This window comes from Pseudomonas sp. Xaverov 83 (assembly GCF_019352905.1).
Taxonomy (GTDB): domain Bacteria; phylum Pseudomonadota; class Gammaproteobacteria; order Pseudomonadales; family Pseudomonadaceae; genus Aquipseudomonas; species Aquipseudomonas yamanorum.
In genome coordinates, this window is record NZ_JAAAFU010000008.1 from 14,043 (window position 1) to 34,557 (window position 20,515).

At 60.3% G+C, this 20,515-nt stretch carries 22 protein-coding genes and 1 pseudogene; 9 read left to right on the forward strand and 14 right to left on the reverse strand.

Annotation, left to right across the window (positions count from 1 at the left end; translation table 11 throughout):
• Nucleotides 1-53: 53 nt before the first annotated feature.
• Complete coding sequence (locus K0H47_RS03300) at nt 54-1,112, reverse strand: YhcG family protein (protein WP_219271936.1); 1,059 nt, start codon at nt 1,110-1,112, stop codon at nt 54-56.
• 180 nt (nt 1,113-1,292) lie between these two features.
• Between K0H47_RS03300 and K0H47_RS03305 the strand changes: the two genes are divergently transcribed.
• Nucleotides 1,293-1,949 carry a metalloregulator ArsR/SmtB family transcription factor gene (locus K0H47_RS03305; RefSeq protein WP_218263740.1) on the forward strand — a complete coding sequence of 219 codons (657 nt, stop codon included), beginning with the start codon at nt 1,293-1,295 and terminating at the stop codon, nt 1,947-1,949.
• 123 nt (nt 1,950-2,072) lie between these two features.
• On the opposite strand, the gene K0H47_RS03310 is transcribed toward K0H47_RS03305, so the two are convergent.
• Both K0H47_RS03310 and K0H47_RS03315 read right to left on the reverse strand, forming a co-directional pair.
• Nucleotides 2,073-2,573 carry a DUF2165 family protein gene (locus tag K0H47_RS03310; protein WP_219271937.1) on the reverse strand — a complete coding sequence of 167 codons (501 nt, stop codon included), beginning with the start codon at nt 2,571-2,573 and terminating at the stop codon, nt 2,073-2,075.
• 131 nt (nt 2,574-2,704) lie between these two features.
• The gene (locus K0H47_RS03315; RefSeq protein WP_219271939.1) at nt 2,705-3,109 is read right to left on the reverse strand and encodes a helix-turn-helix domain-containing protein; all 405 of its coding nucleotides are present in this window, start codon (nt 3,107-3,109) and stop codon (nt 2,705-2,707) included.
• 90 nt (nt 3,110-3,199) lie between these two features.
• Here K0H47_RS03315 and K0H47_RS03320 point away from each other — a divergent pair, with 90 nt between their 5' ends.
• The gene (locus tag K0H47_RS03320; protein ID WP_219271940.1) at nt 3,200-4,129 is read left to right on the forward strand and encodes an aromatic alcohol reductase; all 930 of its coding nucleotides are present in this window, start codon (nt 3,200-3,202) and stop codon (nt 4,127-4,129) included.
• Here the strand turns inward: K0H47_RS03320 and K0H47_RS03325 are convergent.
• Together K0H47_RS03325 and K0H47_RS03330 are read right to left on the reverse strand one after the other, a co-directional pair.
• Nucleotides 4,104-4,658, reverse strand: coding sequence for a putative natural product biosynthesis protein (locus K0H47_RS03325; RefSeq protein WP_017475145.1), 555 nt, complete (start codon nt 4,656-4,658; stop codon nt 4,104-4,106). The genes K0H47_RS03320 and K0H47_RS03325 overlap by 26 nt on opposite strands.
• Nucleotides 4,659-4,720: 62 nt before the next feature.
• Nucleotides 4,721-5,104, reverse strand: coding sequence for a DUF2946 domain-containing protein (locus tag K0H47_RS03330; protein WP_218263737.1), 384 nt, complete (start codon nt 5,102-5,104; stop codon nt 4,721-4,723).
• Between the two features lie 265 nt (nt 5,105-5,369).
• On the opposite strand from K0H47_RS03330, the gene K0H47_RS03335 reads away from it, so the two are divergent.
• The 4 genes from K0H47_RS03335 to K0H47_RS03350 all read left to right on the forward strand — a co-directional run bounded on the left by K0H47_RS03335 (nt 5,370) and on the right by K0H47_RS03350 (nt 9,615).
• Complete coding sequence (locus K0H47_RS03335; RefSeq protein ID WP_017475143.1) at nt 5,370-5,975, forward strand: SCO family protein; 606 nt, start codon at nt 5,370-5,372, stop codon at nt 5,973-5,975.
• Nucleotides 5,975-6,451, forward strand: a complete 477-nt coding sequence (locus K0H47_RS03340; RefSeq protein ID WP_063030846.1) for a copper chaperone PCu(A)C — start codon at nt 5,975-5,977, stop codon at nt 6,449-6,451. The genes K0H47_RS03335 and K0H47_RS03340 overlap by 1 nt, the downstream gene beginning before the upstream one ends.
• Nucleotides 6,452-6,736: 285 nt before the next feature.
• Complete coding sequence (locus K0H47_RS03345; protein WP_063030848.1) at nt 6,737-7,984, forward strand: OprD family porin; 1,248 nt, start codon at nt 6,737-6,739, stop codon at nt 7,982-7,984.
• A gap of 20 nt (nt 7,985-8,004) precedes the next feature.
• A complete protein-coding gene (locus K0H47_RS03350) occupies nt 8,005-9,615 on the forward strand; it encodes an argininosuccinate lyase (RefSeq protein ID WP_219271941.1) in 1,611 nt (536 codons plus the stop codon).
• Nucleotides 9,616-9,752: 137 nt separating this feature from the next.
• Here the strand turns inward: K0H47_RS03350 and K0H47_RS03355 are convergent, their stop codons facing one another.
• The gene (locus K0H47_RS03355) at nt 9,753-10,982 is read right to left on the reverse strand and encodes a cation:dicarboxylate symporter family transporter (protein ID WP_219271943.1); all 1,230 of its coding nucleotides are present in this window, start codon (nt 10,980-10,982) and stop codon (nt 9,753-9,755) included.
• A gap of 118 nt (nt 10,983-11,100) precedes the next feature.
• On the opposite strand from K0H47_RS03355, the gene K0H47_RS03360 reads away from it, so the two are divergent.
• A complete protein-coding gene (locus K0H47_RS03360) occupies nt 11,101-12,015 on the forward strand; it encodes a LysR family transcriptional regulator (protein ID WP_219271945.1) in 915 nt (304 codons plus the stop codon).
• On the opposite strand, the gene K0H47_RS03365 is transcribed toward K0H47_RS03360, so the two are convergent.
• Both K0H47_RS03365 and K0H47_RS30985 read right to left on the reverse strand, forming a co-directional pair.
• Complete coding sequence (locus K0H47_RS03365; protein WP_371315639.1) at nt 12,000-12,695, reverse strand: substrate-binding domain-containing protein; 696 nt, start codon at nt 12,693-12,695, stop codon at nt 12,000-12,002. The genes K0H47_RS03360 and K0H47_RS03365 overlap by 16 nt on opposite strands.
• Nucleotides 12,696-12,734: 39 nt before the next feature.
• Nucleotides 12,735-12,875: pseudogene (locus K0H47_RS30985) on the reverse strand (LysR family transcriptional regulator); the annotation flags it as partial.
• Between the two features lie 93 nt (nt 12,876-12,968).
• Here K0H47_RS30985 and K0H47_RS03370 point away from each other — a divergent pair.
• Nucleotides 12,969-13,994 (forward strand): NADP-dependent oxidoreductase, encoded by a 1,026-nt coding sequence (locus K0H47_RS03370; RefSeq protein WP_219271948.1) that lies wholly within the window; start codon nt 12,969-12,971, stop codon nt 13,992-13,994.
• Between the two features lie 4 nt (nt 13,995-13,998).
• On the opposite strand, the gene K0H47_RS03375 is transcribed toward K0H47_RS03370, so the two are convergent.
• Entirely contained in the window at nt 13,999-14,328 is a 330-nt protein-coding gene (locus tag K0H47_RS03375) for a DHCW motif cupin fold protein (protein ID WP_219271950.1), read from the reverse strand.
• A gap of 140 nt (nt 14,329-14,468) precedes the next feature.
• Between K0H47_RS03375 and K0H47_RS03380 the strand changes: the two genes are divergently transcribed.
• Entirely contained in the window at nt 14,469-14,957 is a 489-nt protein-coding gene (locus tag K0H47_RS03380) for an HIT family protein (RefSeq protein WP_219271952.1), read from the forward strand.
• 82 nt (nt 14,958-15,039) lie between these two features.
• Here K0H47_RS03380 and K0H47_RS03385 read toward each other — a convergent pair whose 3' ends face one another.
• From K0H47_RS03385 to K0H47_RS03405, 5 genes are all read right to left on the reverse strand, one after another.
• Nucleotides 15,040-15,516 (reverse strand): GNAT family N-acetyltransferase, encoded by a 477-nt coding sequence (locus tag K0H47_RS03385; protein WP_093197735.1) that lies wholly within the window; start codon nt 15,514-15,516, stop codon nt 15,040-15,042.
• A 17-nt stretch (nt 15,517-15,533) separates the two neighbouring features.
• The gene (locus tag K0H47_RS03390) at nt 15,534-16,031 is read right to left on the reverse strand and encodes a GNAT family N-acetyltransferase (RefSeq protein ID WP_157721256.1); all 498 of its coding nucleotides are present in this window, start codon (nt 16,029-16,031) and stop codon (nt 15,534-15,536) included.
• A 28-nt stretch (nt 16,032-16,059) separates the two neighbouring features.
• Nucleotides 16,060-17,550 carry an aldehyde dehydrogenase gene (locus K0H47_RS03395; RefSeq protein WP_219271954.1) on the reverse strand — a complete coding sequence of 497 codons (1,491 nt, stop codon included), beginning with the start codon at nt 17,548-17,550 and terminating at the stop codon, nt 16,060-16,062.
• A gap of 39 nt (nt 17,551-17,589) precedes the next feature.
• On the reverse strand, nt 17,590-18,969 hold the full coding sequence (locus K0H47_RS03400; protein WP_219271955.1) for an APC family permease: 1,380 nt from the start codon (nt 18,967-18,969) through the stop codon (nt 17,590-17,592).
• Between the two features lie 120 nt (nt 18,970-19,089).
• Nucleotides 19,090-20,472: an aspartate aminotransferase family protein gene (locus tag K0H47_RS03405; RefSeq protein ID WP_219271957.1), complete on the reverse strand. Its 1,383-nt coding sequence runs from the start codon at nt 20,470-20,472 to the stop codon at nt 19,090-19,092.
• Nucleotides 20,473-20,515: the final 43 nt, after the last annotated feature.

The following is a 20,515-nucleotide window of genomic DNA, read 5'->3' on the forward strand; positions in this document are numbered from 1 at the left end:
AAGGCGCTTATTGTGCCGACGCGATTGCCAATGTCCAGTCTGTCGGCACTGTCCTACGAAGCACTCGCCATGGAAGGGCGATCACTTGCCAGCTCTCGCTCAATCTGTTCGATGCTCGGCAAGCTGGTTTGCAGCTCTGCAGGCAGGGATTCCACCAGTTGATACTCGGCAACACCAATGGGGCGCGAGCTGTCACGCAGGGCGTATTCGGCCACTACTTCGTTCTTGCTCTTGCACAGCAGCAAGCCGATGGTGGGGCTGTCCTGCGGGTGCTTGAGCTGGGCGTCTACCGCCGCGAGGTAAAAGCCCAACTGCCCCAGATGGTCGGGTTTGAATTTACCGGCCTTGAGTTCGATCACCACGTAGCACCTCAGCTTGAGGTGATAAAACAGCAGGTCGACGAAAAACTCCTCGTCCCCTACGTCCAGCAATACTTGCCGTCCCACGAAGGCAAAACCGGCGCCCAGCTCCAGCAAAAAATCGGTGACATGTTTGACCAAGGCGTTTTCGATTTCACGTTCCTGCGCGTCAAGGGACAGGCCGAGGAAGTCGAAACGGTAAGGATCTTTAAGTGATTCGCGAGCCAGGTCGGATTGGGCTTTGGGCAGCAGTCCCTCGAAGTTGCTGACCGCATTGCCGCTGCGTTCCAGCAGGCGACCTTCGATTCGCATCACCAGGACGTTGCGCGACCAGTTGTGTTCGATGGCCTGTGCAATGTACCAGCGACGGGTTTCGGGGCCGGGCAGCCTGTCCAGCAACACCAGGTTATGGCCCCAAGGCAATTGTGCAGCAGCCTGTTGCACAAATTCGGAATCCGGCCACGCCTCGGCAAATGCACGCATGTACTTCAGGTTGCGCGGCGAAAAACCCTTCATCTCCGGAAACGCTGAACGCAAATCCTGCGCCAGCCGCTCAATCACCTTGGTCCCCCAGCCCTGCCGTGCCTGCCGGGTCAAAATATCCTGGCCGATTTGCCAATACAGCAACACCAGCTCGCGGTTTACCGCCAGGGTGGCGCGCTGCTGGGCGGAGTTGATTCGACTCTTGAGACCAGTCAGCCAATCGCTGTATCCCTCGGGTGGTGTGATCAGGCTATCGGGGGTCTCACTCATTCCTTTTCCCTCGTGGGTTGGGCAGGCGGCCGATAGTAGCGAGGGAAAAATGCGTGATGGGCCAGCAGAATGCTTTCGATACAAATCAACTGGAACCGTACCTTCAGGCGCATCAAGGGGTGCCTCAACATGCGTGCTGTGGTCAAATGAGCCGGTCACTTCCATGGTTCTTCCCGATCTATGAACGCCACACCCACTGACGACAGCCAGGCATCCACCGGGGACCGCATCCTGTTCCTGCTCAAGACCCGTGGCCCACTGAAAACTGCGGACCTGGCTGCGCTGCTGGACATCACCTCCGAAGCCGCCCGCCAGCAAATCCAGAAGTTGCAGGTCGCGGAGTTGATCGTCGGCGTATCAGCCCCCATCTCGGGTGCCGGCCGGCCATCGTTGAAGTGGACCCTGACCGAAACCGCCCAAAGCAAATTCCCCGATTCCCACAGCGTGCTGACGTTGCACCTGATCGAGTCCATCGAAGGGATTTTTGGCAGCGAAGGCGTGGAAAAAGTCATCGCCAGCATGGAGGCGACCGCCAAGCATGAATACATCCAGGCTTGCTCCGTCGCACCCAGCTTGCGGGAGAAAGTCGAGATCCTGGTGCAGATTCGCGAGCGCGCCGGGTACATGGCGCAGATGGAGCCGCTGAACGATGGCTGGCTACTGGTGGAAAACCACTGCCCGATCTGCGTGGCCGCCCGCAAATGCCAGGGGTTCTGCCGTTCGGAACTGCAGATCTTCCAGGCAGCCCTGGGCGATGAGAATGTGGTGGAGCGGCGCGAGCATTTGATTTCCGGGGACCGGCGCTGCGCCTACAGTATCCAGCCCCGCCGCCCGTAAGAAAGAGGCTGCGATGGGCTGCGCAGCAACCGCAATTCCAGCGCCGCAGTGTCCCGGATACACCAACGGTTCAGGACTCACAATTGCTGCGCAGTCCATCGCAGCCTAAGCCTCAGGCCGAAGTCAGGCCCATTGCAGGTTGAACAGTGCGAACGCCAACAGCGCCCAGATCGCCAGCACCAAGTGCGTCAGCTGCAAGCCCTCCTGGCGAATCCAGTAACCAAACCACAAGCCTCCCAGCAGCATCGCGAAAACGAAAGCCGAGAAACCGCTGAGGGCGAGATTGAACCATGGCCGGGCGGCCGAGAGGCCATCACCGAGGACCAACTGGTAGCTGCCGGTCCATGCCGCCACTGCCGCGATCACTTGCAGCGCCAACACAATCAGCAGGGCCAATTGATGCAGGTGTGGGGAACGCACAGCGCGCCTCAACAGGGGTATATCGATGGCCGGAGCCTGGTGCAGTGGCGCCATGGCCATGGTCGCGCCCACCGCACCGACGGAGCTGCGAAAAGCCTGCCCGTTGTTGATAACGGCGAGGGTCAGCCAGACACTCAAGCCCAACGCCTGCGTGCCCAGGAACAACCCGGCAGAACCACCCGGCAGCCATGCCTCTTCGCTCATCCAAAACTCCTTGTTCGCCGACAGCAAAAATCAGGTCTTGGGCCTATATCCAAGAACATATTTGGATAATACGTAGCGCCGCCCAAATTACACAAGCTAATACTTTCTTAATTGATCAGTCCATTCCCTGATCACGGCATCTGCTCAGCATCGAACCGCTCCCGGGCATGCCTGAATCCGTCGGCGTTTTCCACCACCCACGTCCACAACGGAATCATGTGCACCAGCAGCTGTTTGCCCAGCTCCGACAGCTGGTATTCGACCTTGGGCGGCACCTCCTGAAAGTCGTGGCGCAACACCAGGCCATCGCGCTCCAGCTGGCGCAAGGTCCGCGTGAGCATGCGCTGGGTGACGCCCTCCATGCGCCGGCCGATCTCGGCATGGCGCAGTCGCCCGTTAACGCCCAACAGGTGCACGATGCCCAACGACCAGCGGTTACCCGCATGGGTCAGCACCTGGCGCTTGAGCCCGTCTTCATCGGCGCTAAGGGCTTCGCAGGCGGCTTGTGAGCGCCTGATGATCTCGTCGTTGTCCACCTTCTACTCCCGGTATCACTGGTGTGCCTTCTTATGCCCCGTCGGCAATTCTGCAAGCATGGCATGACTTTCAATCGAACCGAGAACCCTATGACTGCTTCGATCCTTGTACTGGGCGCCGGCGAACTGGGCCTGGCGGTACTGCGCCAACTGGCACGCCTGGCTGCACCGCAAAATGTGCCTGTGACGGTGTTGCTGCGCCCCGCCACACTGAACTCCCTCGACCCCGCCAAACAGCAGGAAATCACCGAACTGCGCGCCCTGGGCATTGAGCTGCTGGCCGGTGACCTGGCCAACGGCTCCGAGGCCGAACTGGCAACGGTGTTCGCCAACTATCACACCGTGATCAGTTGCATCGGCTTTGCCGCAGGCCCGGGCACCCAGCGCAAGCTGACCCACGCGGTCATCGCAGGTAGCGTGAAGCGTTATGTACCGTGGCAGTTCGGTGTGGATTACGACGTGATCGGCCGTGGCTCGGCCCAGGACCTGTGGGACGAACAGCTTGATGTGCGCGACTTGCTGCGTGACCAACAGGGCACGCAATGGGTGATCGTCTCCACCGGGATGTTCACCAGTTTTCTGTTCGAGCCGTCCTTCGGCGTTGTCGACCTGGCACAAAACACCGTGCGCGCACTGGGGGATTGGGACACTGCCGTCACCGTCACCACGCCTGAGGACATCGGCCTGCTGACGGCGCGCATCCTGTTCAGCGAACCGCCGATCGTCAACCGAGTGGTGTACACCGCAGGCGACACCCTGACCTACGGCGAGCTGGCAGAGACCGTGGATGCGCAACTGGGGCTCACCCTCAAACGCGAACGCTGGTCGGTGACGTACCTGGAAGCGGAACTGGCCGCTGCACCCGAGGACAATCTGCTGAAATACCGGGTGGCCTTCGCCCAAGGCCACGGCGTGGCCTGGGACCCCGCCGTCACCTTCAATGCCCAACAGCAGATCGCCGTCACCAGCGTTGCCCAGTGGATCGAGCAGAACCTCAAGGCACCGGCAACCACCCGCTGAACCGTCCCTGGCTATCCAGCGCGCACCAGGCGAAATCCCCGGGCAGCGGCGGCAGTTTCTGCAGCGGTACGCCGCTGCCCTGCTTCCAATCCACCACTTGCAGGGGTGAACCTTGCCAGGCCAGGACCAAGCCCCGGGCCTGGCTGGTGTCATCGCTGACCCAACGGGCTGCCGCCGCTGTCATGAACGCTTCGATGGGTTCTTCATCGATCTGCGTGCGATACACCGAACCGAGCAACCAACGACATACACTCACGTGGTAGGTCCAGTTCAGGGAGGGACGGTTGCGGTAGGCCCAGGTCATGAAACTGCGAAACAGGTTCAAGCCCTCCGGCGGGTCGAGCTTGAGCAAACCGGGGCAGATGTCGAACAAGGTGTGCCAATACGGCAGCAACCGTGCATCCAGGTGGACGAAACAGCGGGCGTTACTCGGGTATTCGACAGACGGCAACAACACGTCGCCGCGGGACGGACGGCGCGACGCCTTGCTGACCAGGCGGGCAGCGCCGGAAGGCAGGATAGAGCTCATGGAACGCACTCACACTCGTGACGATAGAACGCCTCCTGGTAACAGGAAGCCCAAGGCACACGTCAGAATGCAGGGGAAGCGCGAGGGTTGGCCGAGGGCCAGGAATACCGCGGAGGCGCCTTGTTACGCTGCTCATGGGCCGGGCGCGGCTTTTGCCCCAGGCCCAACAACCAGGCCAGGCAAAACAGGAAGACGATGCCCAGGGTCACGGCGGAGCACACCGGGCAGGCGAAGAAATTCGACCAGCTGCTGGCCGTCGGATTACCCAGGCCGGCATCCGAGGCCGGCGCCTTGGTGCCCAGGCTTGAGCAGAACTGACCGCCCAGGCCATTGAGCTCAAGCCCCATCATCTGCCCATGGCCCAAACCGCAGACGAACACATTGAACAGGACGCAAAAATACAGGGTCCAGGCAATGAGTGAACGGTCCGGGCGGGAGAGTTTCATGGCGGCGACTTTACCATTCCCCCTGTAGGAGCTGTCGAGCTTTAGCGAGGCTGCGAATGGATCGCCTCGGTGCCCCTGCAAGACCGTGGCGCCTGCATCGCAGCCTCGCTCAAGCTCGACAGCTCCCACATCTGGTCTTGCGCGGCAGGGCCTGTGACAGAACGTCGCAGATTACGCCCAGAGGCCCAGGTTGTTAGAATGCCACGCTCTCCTCGCCTGATTTAACGCTTCGTGGTACCCAGGCGCTTCACAGGATGCACAGTTGATGAGTACGTTATTCACCCGCCGCAAAGTCCTCTCCGGCATGGGATTGCTGGGCCTGGGCCTGCTGGCCGGCTGTGACAACAGCCCGAAACTGAACTTCAAGTACGGCAAGGATCTGAGCGACAAGATCATGGGCCGTACCTTCAAGCTCAAGAACACAGATGGCGAAACCGTCACCTTGAGTTCCTTCCGCGGCTTGATGCCGGTGGTGTTCTTCGGCTTCACCCAGTGCCCCGCCGTATGCCCGACCACCCTGGCGCGCATGGCCCAGGCGAAAAAACTGATGGGCCGCGACGGCAAGATCATGCAGGTGGTATTTATCACCCTCGATCCTGAACGCGACACGCCCAAGATACTCGACGCCTACGTCAAGGCCTTCGATCCGAGTTTCGAAGCGCTGTACGGCACCCCGGAAGAAATCGCCGTGGCTGCCAAGGAATTCGGGATCTTTTATGAAAAGATCCCCGCCGGCGACAGCTACACCCTCTCCCACACCGCCACCAGCTTTGTGTTCGACACCCGAGGCACCCTGCGCCTGGGCTTGTCTGCCTCGCTTAACGCCAAAGAGTGCGCAGAAGACCTGCTCACCGTCATGGAGGTCTGCTAATGACTGCCGTTCAACACCTCAAACGCTTCGCCCTCGGTCTTTCCCTGCTGGGCCTCGCCGCACACGCCAGTGCACAGGCGGTGGTCAGCGACGCCTGGGTACGCGCCTCGGTACCGGGCCAGCCGTCCAGCGGCGCGTTCATGACCGTCACCGCCGACAGCGACAGCAAACTGCTCAGCGTGGCGTCGCCGGTCGCCAAGACCGTGCAGATCCATGAGATGACCATGAAGGACGACGTGATGCGCATGGGCCCGGTGGACTCGGTGCCGTTGCCTGCCGGCAAGGCCGTCAAGCTCGACCCGGATGGCTATCACGTGATGCTGATCGACCTCACCGCCCAGATCAAGGAAGGCGACCAGGTGCCGCTGACCGTCACCGTGGAAAATGCCAAGGGCGAAAAGCAGTCGATCGAAGTGAAGGCTGAGGCCCGCGCGTTGAATGCAACGGAAACCATGGACCACAGCAAGATGCACTAAAGCGCAGATCAAAATGTGGGAGCGGGCTTGCTCGCGAATGCGGTGTGACAGTCACCGGATGTATTGACTGATCCACCGCTTTCGCGAGCAAGCCCGCTCCCACATTGGCCCTTCAGTGTCTGAAAAATCGGGCGTCCGCTTCATACTTTTTTCGTCTCGCCTCAACACTTTCTATATATTTTCAATCTGCAAAACAACTCGTTAGCCTGCGCAAGCCGGACGCGTCTCCCTGTCGCCGTCCGGCCAGATAATTCTAAAAATAAGCAGCAGACAACGGGAATAACAATGAAAAAATCCCCTATTACCCTGGGTTTGACTTCGGCCACCCTCGGTTTGACCCTCGCCTTCCCAACCTTTGCCGAAGCTGACTTTTTTGAAGACAGCAAGGCTGACCTCGAATTTCGCAACTTCTACTTCAACAGCGATTACCGCCAGCCCAACGCGAGCCAGTCCAAACGCGATGAGTGGGCCCAAGGGCTGATCCTCAATTACCAGTCGGGCTATACCGAAGGTTTGGTGGGATTCGGGATCGATGCCATCGGCTTGCAAGGCCTGAAACTCGACTCAAGCCCAGACCGCCAAAACACCGGCCTGCTTCCCGTCGGCGAGGATGGGGCTCCGGACAGCTACAGCCGAATGGGCGCCACCGCCAAGGCACGCATCTCCAAAAGCGTACTTAAATTCGGCACGCTGATCCCCAAGCTGCCCACCGTACTACCCAACGACGGTCGGCTGCTGCCCCAGACCTTTCGCGGCACCCAACTGACCAGCCAGGACATCGCCGGCCTGACCTTCGACGCCGGGCGCCTGACCAGCAACACCCTGCGTAACGACAGCGGCCATGCAGACATTGAAGTCGATGGCAAAGGCATCAAGGGCGCCGTGCCCAGCGATAAATTCGACTTCGCCAGTGCCAGCTACAGCTGGACCAAAACCCTCGTCACCGGCTACCACTACGCCAACCTCGAGAACAACTACAAGCAACACATCTTCAACCTGGTCCACACCCTGCCATTGGGTGACGCCCAGTCGTTCAAGACCGACCTGCGCTACGCCGACTCCAGCAAGGAAGGCAACAGCAACATCGACAACCAGGCCTTCGGCGCCAAGTTCACCTATAGCATCCAGGGCCACTCGTTCGGCGCCGCCTACCAGCGCATGAAAGGCACCACCGGCTTCCCCCACCTGGACGGTACCGACTCCTACCTCGTCAACTACGTGATGATCTCGCCGGACTTCGCCAACCCTGAGGAAAAGTCCTGGCAGGCCCGCTACGACTATGACTTCGCCGCCCTCGGCATCCCCGGCCTGACCTTCATGACCCGCTACCTCAAAGGCGACAACTTCGTACGCACTCGCACCCTGGAAGGCACCGAGTGGGAGCGCAACACCGATATCGGCTACGTGTTTCAGAGCGGCGCCCTGAAGAACCTTGAAGTGAAATGGCGCAATGGCACGTATCGCAGCAATGGCAGCGGCAGCGATATCGACCAGAACCGCTTTATCGTCAGCTACACCCTGCCCTTGCTGTGATTTTTCCCGGAGCGTTGCACATGAATAACAAAAAAAGCCTGATCCACCTGGCCGTCGCCTTTGCCCTGTTGAGCAGTTACGGCGCCTACGCCGCCGACACCGGCGCGTTGCCCTGCAAAACCACCGAAGAATGCGCGGCCCAGGCGGCCAAAGTCGGGGCCACGCCGGGCTCCTCGCAAAGCGCCCACAAGGCCAAGGGCGACCCGACCCAAACCCAGTTCGCCTGGCTGAACCGCATCAACAAAGCCTCGATCGTGATGCTCACCGAAGAAGGCATCGTCAAGCCGGACATGGGCCACAAGATCGCCGGCGGCGTGCGCTTTGCCATCGACCAGGCCGACCAGCCCGATGGCAAGCGCCCGGAAGACGTGCTGCAACTGGAAAAAATCATGACCGACAAGATCGGTCCGGAAGCCTCCCTGATCCACTCCGGCCGCAGCCGCCAGGACATGCTCGCCACCTACCGCCTGGCCAAACTGCGCTCCCAGGTGCTGGCCTACAGCGACGCACTGAACGCCACCCGTCAACGTATCCTGAATATCGCCGACAAGAACATCGACACCCTGGTACCCGCCTACACCAACGGCGTGCAGGCCATGCCCATCAGCTATGCGCACTACCTGCTGGCGTTCGAAGCCGCATTTGATCGCGACGGCCAGCGCATTCGTGAACTCTATACCCGCCTCAACCTGAGCCCGATGGGCACCGCGGTACTGGCGAACTCCGCTTACCCGCTGAACCGCGAACGCCTGGCCGAGTTGCTGGGGTTCGACGGCGTGCGGGAAAACTCCCTGGATTCGAGCCAGGTGTCGACGTACGACATTCCGATCGAGGCGGCCAACCTGGCGGCGTCTTCGGCGATCCGCATCGGTGCGATGATTGGCGATATCCATACCCAGTACCATCAGATCCGCCCCTGGCTGCTGCTGGACGAAGAGTCCACCTACACCAGCAGCGCGATGCCACAAAAGCGCAACCCGGGGTTGTTGATGCGCACCCGGGAATCGGCCTCGGATGTGGTCGGCCTGGCGCAGACCGTGACCTTGCGCGCGCACAACGTCACTACCGGGATGACCGACTACAAGTTCGCGTTTGATTCCCTGGGGCTGTTCCAGTCCACCGACGAAATGTTCAAAAGCATGGACGCGGTGCTGGATGCGCTGCAAATCAATCCGCAGCGGGCGCTGGATGAGCTGGAGTCCGAGTGGACGACTTCGATGGAGTTGGCCGACACCCTGGAGCGCCAGTTCAAGGTGCCGTTCCGCATTGGTCACAGCTTCGCGTCGCTGATCGTCACCGAGGCGCGCAGCAACGGCACCACGCCAAAGACCTTCCCGTATGCAGACGCGCAGAAGCTGTACACCCAGGCGGCGGACAAATTCAAATGGACGCCGAACACCTTGCCGCTGGATGATGCGGGTTTCCGCGCGGCGCTGTCGCCGACGACGATGGTCAAGACCCGTAAAGGCACGGGTGGGCCGCAGCCGGAAGAGGTCAAGCGGATGTTGGTAGAAGCGCGGAAGAATCTCGACGCGGACCAGAGTTGGTTGAAGGAGCGTCGTGAGAAGCTGAAAGGTGCTGAGGGAAATCTGGACAAGGCCTTCGACAAGTTGCTCAACGCCAAGGGCTGAGATGCAAGCTGAATGTGGGAGCGGGCTTGCCCGCGATAGCGGAGTGTCAGACAACAGATTTATCGACTGACATACCGCTATCGCAGGCAAGCCAGCTCCCACATTTGAGCTGCTTTTACCTGATGCATGCGTTCAGCTCAGCTCAATTCCCGCTTCAACACCTCGCGATCAATCGACTTCTGCCACCCGCATATCGCCAGGCACGCCACGCAATTGCCCAACACATTGGTCAACGACCGACACTTCATCAGCCGCTCCACTCCCAACAACAACCCCACCCCTTCCAGCGGCACCAGTTGCAGGATGTTCAAGGTGGCAATCAGGGTAAACAGCGCCGAGCCCGCCACACTGGTAGAGCCCAGCGAGGTGAACAGGCAAATCACCAGCACCGCCAGCAACTCGGGAACCGCAATCTCGACCCCAGCCAGATGCGCCAGAAACATGATGGCGGTGGTCAGGTAAATATTGGTGCCGGCCAAGTTGAACGTATAGCCGGTGGTCAGCACCAGGCGCACTAATTGGCGTTCACAGCCCAGCGTCTCAAGTTTGCTGACACAACCGGGAAGTGCAGCAACCGACGAACCGGTAAACGTCACCAACAACAACTCTTCTTTCAAGTAAACAATTAGCCGCGTCAATTTAAATCCAACCAGGCGCGCAATCGTCGCAAACACTAAAATCACGAAAACCGCGCACGCCAGGTAAATCACCACAATAAACTTCAACAGCGGTAAAACAGAACTTAAACCGTACTTCCCCACCACAAACGCCATCGCCCCAAAAGCCGCCAGCGGTGCAAATTTCAAGATAAAGCGCAATAGCAAGAACAGCCCGGCGACTGCTGCTTCCAACCAGCCGAGGCAGCGGTTGCCAACCTTGCCGCCACGCCCCAGCACCAGCCCGCACACCACCGCCACCAGCATCACCTGAAGTACCAGACTCTGGGTAAAAACCCTGTAAAGACTGGATGAAATCGACGTCATGGACAGCTCATGCAGGAGCGCCTCCGGCGCAACAGGCGGCGTCAGGGGGTCAAAATCCAGGTTAGCCACTGCCGTGTGATCCAGGCTGAACAGCCACCCCGTCGACATTCCCAACACCAATGCGGCAAGGGACATCAGCTGGAAATACACCACGATGCGCCCGACTACATGCCGATGCTGAGGCTCGCGCTTGATACCCGCCACACCCGTTGACACCAACACAAACAACAGAAACGGCATCAATAACCCGACCACTTTTATAAAAGCGTCGCTGAGCAGTTTCATTTCAACCGCCACGCCTGGATAAAACAGTCCCAACACCATACCAAGTGCAATGGCAATCAAAATAGGCAATGTGGCGTTATTGGAAAATCGGGATGGCATCAATGCTCCAGGGTCTTTTTATTTATTGTTATTGTCGGATCAAGCCACTTTCGGCATATTGGTCGCCAAGGCGCATTCTGGCCACAAATAATAAAGTCTTGTCACGGGATATACCACCATGGAACTTCGCCATTTACGTTATTTCATCATGGTGGCCGAAGAGCGACATTTCACCCGCGCCGCCGCCCGCCTGAACATGCGACAACCGCCCCTCAGCCAACAGATTCGAGCCCTGGAACAAGAGCTGGGGTTCGACCTGTTCAAGCGCCACCCCAAGGGCGTCGACCTGACCGCCGGTGGGATGGTGTTTCTCGAAGAGGCTCGGGCCATCCTCGCCCGCGTCGAGCAAGGCTCCCTCAAAGCCGCCCGCGCCGCCCAGGGCATCGAGGGCACACTGATCATCGCCTTCACCAGCTCCGCGGCTGCCCATCCGCTGATCCCGCGGATCATTCGTGCCTACCGCGAGCACTACCCGGGCGTGGAACTCTCGATCAACGAAGGCAGCGCCCGGGAAGTCACCGAAGACACCATCGAAAAACGCATAGACATCGGCATCCTCCGCGCCCCGGTGGGCGACCACCAGAGCCTGACCTTCCACCGCCTGCTCAACGAAGAAATGCTGCTGACCCTGCCCGTCGGGCATCCGCTGCTCAAGGGCGCCGAGCCAAAAATCACCATGGCTGAGCTCAAGGACGAACGCTTCATCCTTGTCCGCCGCCCCGGCGCGCCTGGGATGTACGCCAACCTGATCAAGGCCTGCCAGAACGCCGGCTTCGAGCCGAAGATCGCCTTTGAAGTGGAGCGCATGCTGACCAACGTCAGCCTGGTGGCCGCCGGTGAAGGCATCTCGGTGGTGCCCGCGTCGATGCGCGATGTGCACCGCGAGAGCGTGGTGTATTGCCGAATCAGCGATGCGCGGCCACGATTATTGGCGCCGATCACCCTGGTGCGGCGCGCGTTCAATCCGTCGGCGCCGTTGCAGAATTTCATTGGCTTGGCGCGGGAGTTGGCGGGGGTTTATCGCAAGGGTTGAGTCATCGCGTGAAAACTCTCGGTGAGCAGTTCCACCGCCGCGCGGATACTGTCGCTTTGCCGTGGAACGGCGTACAGGCCGTAGTTGACACTCAAAATAGGCCCATCGCTTTCAGCCAAGGAAATGATGCGCATGGTCTCCGGCCGAATGTTCTCCGCCGGCAGCAAGGCCACACCCAGTCCACCCTCCACCGCTGCGGTGATTACGCCAATGTTCGGGCTGGTCACCGTGACCCGAAAATCCCGCCCGGCGTTCAGCAACGCATCAAACATCAAGCGCCGCCAGGCACAGGGTTCGGCATACACGATGACATCCAGCGGCAGCGCCGCATCGATTTCTTCATCAATCGCGCACACCCAGTACAGCTCGACGTTCCAGGCGTGCACAGGGTCGGCGTTGAACGATGAGCTGACGCCAATGGCCACGTCCAGCTCGCCGTCATTCCAACGCTCGGCGAGTGCGTCGCCGTGATCAACAACGACCTCCAGGTGTACATGCGGGCAGGCGCGCCGCAGCCGGCCGAGCGCTGCCGGCAACGCCGATACCGCCACGTCTTCCGAGAGCCCGACGCGCACATTGCCCATCACCGTGCGCTCTTTCAGGCGCGCTGCTACCGTCTCGCCCAAGGCCAGAATGCGCGTCGCGTAGGTGAGCAGCAGTTCCCCTTCGGTAGTGGGCACCACGCCCCGACCTGTTCTGCGCAACAGCCGCTGGCCTAGCAACTCCTCAAGCCGGCGGATTTGTGTGCTGAGGGCTGATTGCGCCCTGCCCGCCTGCTGGGCTGCGCCACTCAGGCTGCCGTGCTGGCATACCGAGATAAAGGTTCGTAGTAGATAGGGTTCAAACGCGTCAGATATCATTTTTGGATTAACTCTGAATCAACAGCTATCACCCTACCTCGATAGCTGGAGCATGACTACTCTGCTGGAACGTTATCAACCAGGAAGAGCCTCATGACCCAACTCCAGAACCAACGCATCGTACTGGCAGCCCGCCCCGACGGGCGCCCGCAACCCAGCGATTTTCGCGTGGAGTACAGCGCGATTCCCGTGCCTGCCGAAGGCGAAGTGTTGCTTGAGAACCTCTATCTGTCCCTCGACCCCTACATGCGCTGGCGCATGAGTGCAGCCAAATCCTATGCCGAGCCAGTGGGCATCGGCGAGGTGATGGTGGGCGGCACGGTCGCGCGGATCAAACACTCACGAAACCCATTGTGGCAAGAGGGCGACATGGTGCTTGCCTATGCCGGCTGGCAGCGTTTTGCGCTCTCGGACGGTCTCGATCTGCGGCTTCTGGATCCGGGCATGGCCCACCCCAGCACAGCGCTGGGAGTTCTTGGAATGCCGGGGTTCACCGCTTACTCGGGGTTGCTCACTATCGGCCAACCCAAGCCCGGTGACACCGTGGTAGTGGCGGCGGCGAGTGGCGCAGTGGGCTCGGTGGTCGGCCAGATCGCCCGCATCAAGGGCGCACGCGCCGTGGGTATCGCGGGCGGGCCGGAGAAATGCGCGTTCGTGAAAAATGAACTCGGGTTTGATGCCGTCATCGACCATCGCGCAGCGGATTTTGCCCAGCAGTTGGCCGAAGCCTGCCCCAATGGAATTGACGTTTACTTCGAAAATGTCTCGGGAGCGGTTTGGGATGCCGTGAGGCCGCTGCTCAATGACTTTGCGCGGATACCCGTATGTGGGCTGATCGCCCATTACAACGACCGTTCGGTGCCTGGGCAACAGGTCGACCGACTGCCGGCGACTATGCACGACATCCTCGCCAAGAGCCTCACCGTGCGCGGCTTTATCCAGACCGAGTTCGTTGACGAGCAGCAGGACGACTTTTTGCAGGAAGCCGCGCAGTGGATTGATCAGGGCAAGCTGAAGTGGCGCGAAGACATTGTCGAGGGCCTTGAGAATGCGCCTGAGGCGTTTATCGGGCAGCTGGAGGGGCGCAACTTCGGCAAGTTGATTGTGCGACTGGCTTGACGCCTCAATCCACCACGAACAACTTCGCCCCGACGGTAGTCGATGACCGATGCCCTTCCATGTCATTGCCCACCTGATAACTCATCCCGGCAGTCAGCGTGAACTGCCGGCCATCCTCCAGTTCGGTGTGCAGCTCACCTTCCAGGCACAGCAGGATATGCCCGCGCCAACACCAGTGATCGGCCAGGTAACCGGCGCTGTATTCGACCATGCGCACGCGGGTTGAGCCGAACTGGCAGGTGCGCCAATACGCACTGCCGGTTTCGCCGGGATGCATCACCGGTTTGAGGGTCGACCAGTCGGTGGTGCCAAAGGGGATTGCGGTCAGGTCCATGATTGTCTCGGCGGTGAATGCAGGTGCTCAGAACTTACCGAACAGGTGCGCACAGCGATAGAGACAGATCCGCAGCATTTGCGGGATACAGGGCGGTGACTCTTGGTATCCTGCCACCCTCCTCCCATGGGCGTATGTCGATGAAGATCGATCCATCCTTTGTTGTGCATGAGACCGAGCATTGGCTGCTCAATCATCACCTGTCGTCCGCGCTGCCGGGCTATTTGATGCTGGGTGCCAAGGCGTCTGTCCACTCACTTGCAGACATGCCCGATGCAGCGCTCGCGGAGCTGGGCGGATTGCTGGCTAAAACCCAGCGGGTCATGGAAGCGCAGTTGAAGCCCAAGTGGCTTTACATCAGCCGGTTCGGGCATATGCCGGGCTTCCCGCTGCACTTTCATTTCATACCCGTTTATGGATGGGTTGAGGCGCTGTTCTGGCAGGATGAGCGCTATCGGGTTTTGCAGAATTTCGGGACGCAGCAGAAGGCAACCGACGGTGCGGAGCTGACGCTTTTTATCTGGCGGGAGTTTGGTGAGAGCCCTACGCCGCCGGCTGTTCAAGGCGCTTCGGTGAGCGAGGTGATCCGGTGTTTGCGTACGGAGTTCAATATCCAAGACAACACATGACCTGTGGCGAGGGAGCTTGCTCCCTCGCCACAGCAAGCTCCCTCACTACAGCAAGCTCTCTCGTCACAGGTTTTTGGGTGGGTCAGCGAACATTGTGGAGGTGTTTGCGCATAGGAATACAGGCCAGCCGCAACCCCGACGGCGAGTGGTAGATCGCCTGTTCATCGCCCACATACCCACACCGCCGATAAAAATCCGCCGCATTCAACGTCGCGTCCAGGATCACTTCCTTAATCCCCAACTCCCGCGCCAACGCCTCCAGATACACCAGCACCTGCTTGCCAATCCCACGCCCGGTAAACCCTGGAAGCACAAACAGCGCACCGATTTCGTTGTTCGCCAGATCCAGCATCCCTGTGGCCACAGGTTCACCGTTCACGCAGCCCAGGTAAAAAGGCTTGTCCATCAACGCGTCATAGCCGTCTTCGGCGGCGCCCCGGGTCCACACCATCATCTGCTCGGACGTATAGGCGCCGATGCATTGACTGCGTATGGCCAACCGGCGAATGTCGAAGGCTGTCTGTGCATCTTCCAGCGTGGCGCGTCGTATCTCGAGCATTTGTCCCTCCATGGACGTCAGGCGTTCTCGTCACCCGGTCGGGTAAACGAATAGCGGTCAATATCGGTCCTCAGCTGCCAGCCCTGGCCCTGCCAATAACGGGCGGCGCTGTCATTGGTCTTGAACACATCCAGGTGGCATTTGCGGATGCCCAACTGCGCAAGGCTGGTGAGGCAGCGTTCTACCAGCGCGTTCGCAATGCCCTGGCGCCGATACTCAGGCAGCACCAGCACATGCTGCAAATAACCGCGCCGGCCATCGTGCCCACACATCACGCATCCACCCAGCACCCCGTCGATCTCGGCCACGAAACTCATGCCGGGATTGCGCTCCAGGTAACGCGCGGTGGCCTCGCGGGAGTCGGCGTCGCGCAGGGAGATGCCAGGCGTGTTCTGCATCAGTTCAAGCACGGCGTCGTAGTCGGCGGCGCTCATTACGCGAAGAGTGACCATGGTATTCAAAACCCTCTGAGTTCGCGCTGAGTTTGCCTGCACTTGTGCCGGTCGCGCACGCATAAATACACGACCGGGTGACAGCCTTGAGTTAACGCAACTGAAACCAGGTGGTTTTCAGCTGCGTGTACTTGTCAAAAGCGTGCAGCGACAGATCACGCCCGAACCCGGATTGCTTGCCTCCACCGAAAGGCACCGACACATCCAGGGCGTCGATGGTGTTGACCGAAACCGTTCCGGCATTCAGGGCTCGGGCCACACGGTGCGCACGGTTGAGGTCATCACTCCATACCGAGGCCGCCAGGCCGTAGACACTGTCATTGGCCTGGTGTATCGCCTGCTCTTCCGTGTCGAAGGCGCTCACCGCAAGCACCGGGCCGAACACTTCATCACGGGACAGGGCCATGGCTCGGGTCACGCCGGCAAAAATGGTCGGCTGGATAAAGTTGGAGGAGCCATTGATGCTTAACTGTTTGCCACCACACAACAGCCTGGCGCCCTCCCCTCGGGCCTGGCTGATGGCGTGCATGATGCGTGCGGTTTGCTGACTGTCGACGATGGCACCGGCTGCACTGCTGGGGTCCAGCGGATCACCCGGCATCCAGGCGCGCGATTTGGCAATCAGGCGCTCGATGAATTCGTCATGGATGGAGCGTTGCACGTAGAGACGGGAGTTGGCCGAGCACACTTCGCCCTGGTTGAAAAAGATGCCGAAGGCGGCCTTCTCCGCAGCAAGGTCCAGGTCCTGGCAGTCCTCAAACACCAGGTTCGGGCTTTTGCCACCACATTCCAGCCACACCTGCTTAAGGTTGGACTGGGCGGAATATTGCATAAAGTACTTGCCCACCTGAGTGGAGCCGGTGAACACCAGGCAATCCACATCGTGGTGCAGCCCCAGCGCCTTGCCGGCACTTTCGCCGAGGCCGGGCACCACATTCAACACACCCTCCGGGATACCCGCTTCCAGGGCAAGCTGGGCCAGGCGCAGGGCAGAAAACGGCGACTGCTCAGCGGGCTTCAAGACCACGCTGTTACCGGCCGCCAATGCCGGTGCGAGTTTCCAGGCGGCCATATCAAGCGGGAAGTTCCACGGCACTACCGCCGCGATCACCCCCAGTGCTTCGCGCGTAATGGTTGCCAGCGCATTGTGCGCGGTGGGCGCGACTTGATCGTAGAGCTTGTCGAGGGCTTCACCGTACCAGGCAAACACATTGGCGGCGCCGGGCACGTCGACGTTGTAGGCATCCATTACCGGCTTGCCCATGTTCAGCGAATCGAGCAGCGCCAGCTCTTCGCGGTGGGTCATCAGTAACTCGGAGAGCCTGATCAGGATCTTCTTGCGCTCCACCGGCGGCATTCGCCGCCAAGGGCCAGTGTCGAAGGCCTGGCGTGCGCTGCGCACGGCCAGGTCGACTTCTGCGTCACCGCAGGCTGCAACCTGCGACAGCAACTGCTGGGTGGCCGGGTTGATCGCATCGAAGGTCGCCCCCGATGCCGCGCTGACTGAGCGACCACCGATCAGGGCGGTGGTGATGAAGGTCTGGCGGGCAACACGCTGTTGCCAATAGTTAAGGTCGAACACGTTGTACTCCCAATAAATGGCGATGGATAAACGAGGGGTTCACTCGACGATCTGCAGTTCCGGCATCTTCACCCGCAGCCCCCGCGTGATGCCCAGCAGACACAGGAGCCCAAGCCCCATCCAGCACAGGCCGATGGTGAACGACAGACTGGATAGGCTGCTCCACAGCCAGATCGTGCTGAGGAACCCCAGCGCCGGCACAACGGCGTACAGCAGGTAGTTCTTCGTGCCGCGCAACTTCTGGTCGACCAGGTAATGCTTGATCACCGCCAGATTCACTGCCGAGAAGGCGAACAGCGCACCGAAGCTGATCATGTTGGCGACGGTATCCAGCGTGATGAACAAGGCAATCAGCGAGAACAGGCTGACCAGCACGATGGCCGTGGCGGGCACGCGCTTTTTCGTCACCAGCTTGCCGAGTACGCGGGGCAACGCGCCGTCACGTCCCATGGCGAACAACACCCGCGACACGCTGGCCTGGGAGACCATCGCCGAGGCGAAGCAACCGGCGACATAGGTCGCGGTAAAGGCAGTCACCAGCAGTTCGCCGCCTACTCTGCGCATCACATCCACCGACGCGGAATCCGGGTCGACGAAGCTGTTCCATTCCGGGAACACCATTTGCGCGAAATACGAAACCAGCAGGAACAGCAGACCGCCGAACAGCGACACCACCATGATCGCCAACGGGATGGTGCGGCGTGGGTTGGGGGTTTCCTCCGCCATGGTCGACACCGCATCAAAGCCGAGAAAGGACAGGCACAACACCGCGGCACCCGCCATGATCAGCGGCGCGCTGAAGCCTTCATGGTGGAATGGCGCCATCAGCGACACGGGTGCGAACTGCTCGCTGAGGGTATGCACTGATAAAGCCACGAACACCACAATGAACACCAACTGGGCCACGATGAGTATCCAGTTGACCCGGGTGATGGACTCGATACCCACCAGGTTAAGCGTGGTCACCAGGGCAATCGAGCCAAGCACCCACACGGCAGTCGGCACCCCGGGAAAGTATTCGGACATGTAGATGCCGATCAGCAAATAGCTGAGCAATGGCAGGAAGATGTAGTCCAGCAACAGGGTCCACCCGGCGATGAAGCCGAAGTAGGCGCCAAACGCCTTACGGGTGTAGGAGTAGACCGAGCCCGAATAGGGATGCGCCTGGACCATGCGCCCATAGCTGTAGGCCGTCAGCAGCATGGCGGCGAGGGTCAGCATGTAGGCGGTCGGCAAGTGGCCCTTGGTCATTTGGGTCACCAGGCCGTAGGTGGTAAACACCGCCAGCGGCACCATGTACGCCAGGCCGAACAGCACCAGCCCGACAAGACCCAGCGGCTGACGAAACCGACGGGACGAAGCGGTTTTGGGTGAGGGTTGATGAGCGGGTGTATCGGTCACGTTTGTTATTGTATTCATGGGTGACTCCTGGAATTGGGGATGCAGGCCGTCGCGGCATGCGATCACATCGATGCCGTTCAAGCGTTGCCTGATGGAGGTTGCGCACCACCCCTCGCCTGGGGTGGCGCGCTGGTCACTTCAGAGTTTTCCCGCGATCCGTGCGGTGCGATCTACGGCGATGCGGGTCTTTTCAACCAGCTCGTCCAGCTCAGTGCGCGTGGCCACCAGTGCCGGCGCCATGATCATGCGGCCCAGCGTCGAGCGAATGATTACGCCCTCTTCGAAACCAAAAGTGCGGCACTGCCAGGCCAGGTCGTTTTCATTGTCGAAGCGTTTGCGCGTGCTCTTGTCTTCGGCGAACTGCAAGGCCGCAAGCAGGCCCGTGCCCTGGATCTCGCCGATCATCGGATGATTGCCGAACACTTCCTGCAGGATTTTTTGCAGGTACGGCCCGGTGTCGTCCTTCACCTGGCGCACGATGCCTTCATCCCGCAGCGCCTTGAGGTTGGCCAGCGCCACCGCCGCCGCCACCGGGTGCCCGGAATAGGTCAGGCCGTGGGCGAACACGCCGCCGTGTTCCACCAGTGCATCGGCCATGCGCTTGCTCAGCACCAGGCCGCCCATCGGCAGGTAACCGGATGTCAGGCCTTTGGCGATGGACAGGGTGTCCGGCTCAAAACCGAAGTGCTGATGGGCGAACCACTCGCCGGTACGGCCAAAGCCACCAATCACCTCATCGGCGCACAGCAGCACATCGTATTGACGGCAAATACGCTGGATCTCGGGCCAGTAGCTTTCCGGCGGAAAAATCATGCCGCCCGCGCCCTGGAACGGCTCGGCGATAAACCCGGCGACGTTTTCAGCGCCCAGCTCGAGGATTTTCTCTTCCAACTGCAAGGCGCAGCGGCGGCCGAACTCGGCAGGCGTCAGCTCGCCGCCATGGGCGTACCAATAAGGTTCGTCAATGTGTGCCACGTCGGGAATCAGGCCGCCCATCTCGTGCATGAACTTCATGCCGCCCAAGGCAGACGCCGCCAGGGTGGAGCCGTGATAGCCGTTCCAGCGGCCGATCATGATTTTTTTCTGCGGCTGGCCGACTACCTGCCAGTAGCGGCGCACGGTACGGATCAGTACTTCGTTGGCCTCGGAGCCGGAGTTGGTGTAGATCACGTGGCTGTAGTGGCCCGGCAACAGGCTGAAGAGCAACTCCGACAGCTCAATCACCGCCGGGTGGGTGGTGTGGAAGAACATGTTGTAGTACGCCAACTGGTCCATCTGCGTAGCAGCGGCAGCGGTCAAATCCCTGCGACCGTAACCCAGCTGGGTGCACCACAGGCCCGACATGCCGTCCAGGTAACGCTTGCCTTCGCTGTCCCACAGGTAAAGGCCCTCACCGCGCACCATCACCCGAGGGCCTTCGGCATTCAGCGCTTTTTGATCGACAAAGGCATGGATGTGGTGGGCCGCATCCGACTTCTGGTAGTCCTCGGTCAGGCGGTTCAGTTGGGCGGGTACGTTCATGGTATTTCTCTCTTATTAGTAGTGACGCAAGGGCGAGCAACGC